This is a genomic window from Bacillus cereus group sp. N6 (assembly GCF_016483705.1).
In the GTDB taxonomy this organism is placed as follows: domain Bacteria; phylum Bacillota; class Bacilli; order Bacillales; family Bacillaceae_G; genus Bacillus_A; species Bacillus_A wiedmannii.
Window position 1 is genome coordinate 1 of record NZ_JAEHBI010000251.1, and the last position, 323, is coordinate 323.

Sequence of the window (323 nt, forward strand, 5' to 3'; positions counted from 1 at the left end):
TTATTTCATTCCGAAGCCCCTATTTTTTTATTAATAAAAAAATAGGGGCTTTTCTATAGACATGTATCTCTTCCCTTTTTTTCTTTTGTACATATCCTATATAGAATATACTTTGTTTCAAAGAAAGGGATGAAAATATGGACAAACAAAACCCTCTTTTATTCTTTACCAAACAAGAATTATCTCATTTTTCACCGGAACAACAACAAGAATTATTCACATTTATCAATACAATTCTTCCTTCTTTCTCTTCTGATTCTATCTTAACTCCCATGCTCGTTCCTACCATTCCCATTACACCGCCCCAAGAAGCTCAATTTTTA

The 323-nt window shown here is 31.6% G+C and carries 1 protein-coding gene; it reads left to right on the forward strand.

The features are described from left to right. Positions 1-137 precede the first annotated feature (137 nt). Positions 138-323, forward strand: a 186-nt coding sequence (locus JDS99_RS31185) for a hypothetical protein (RefSeq protein ID WP_199696518.1), incomplete at its 3' end; no start/stop codon positions are given.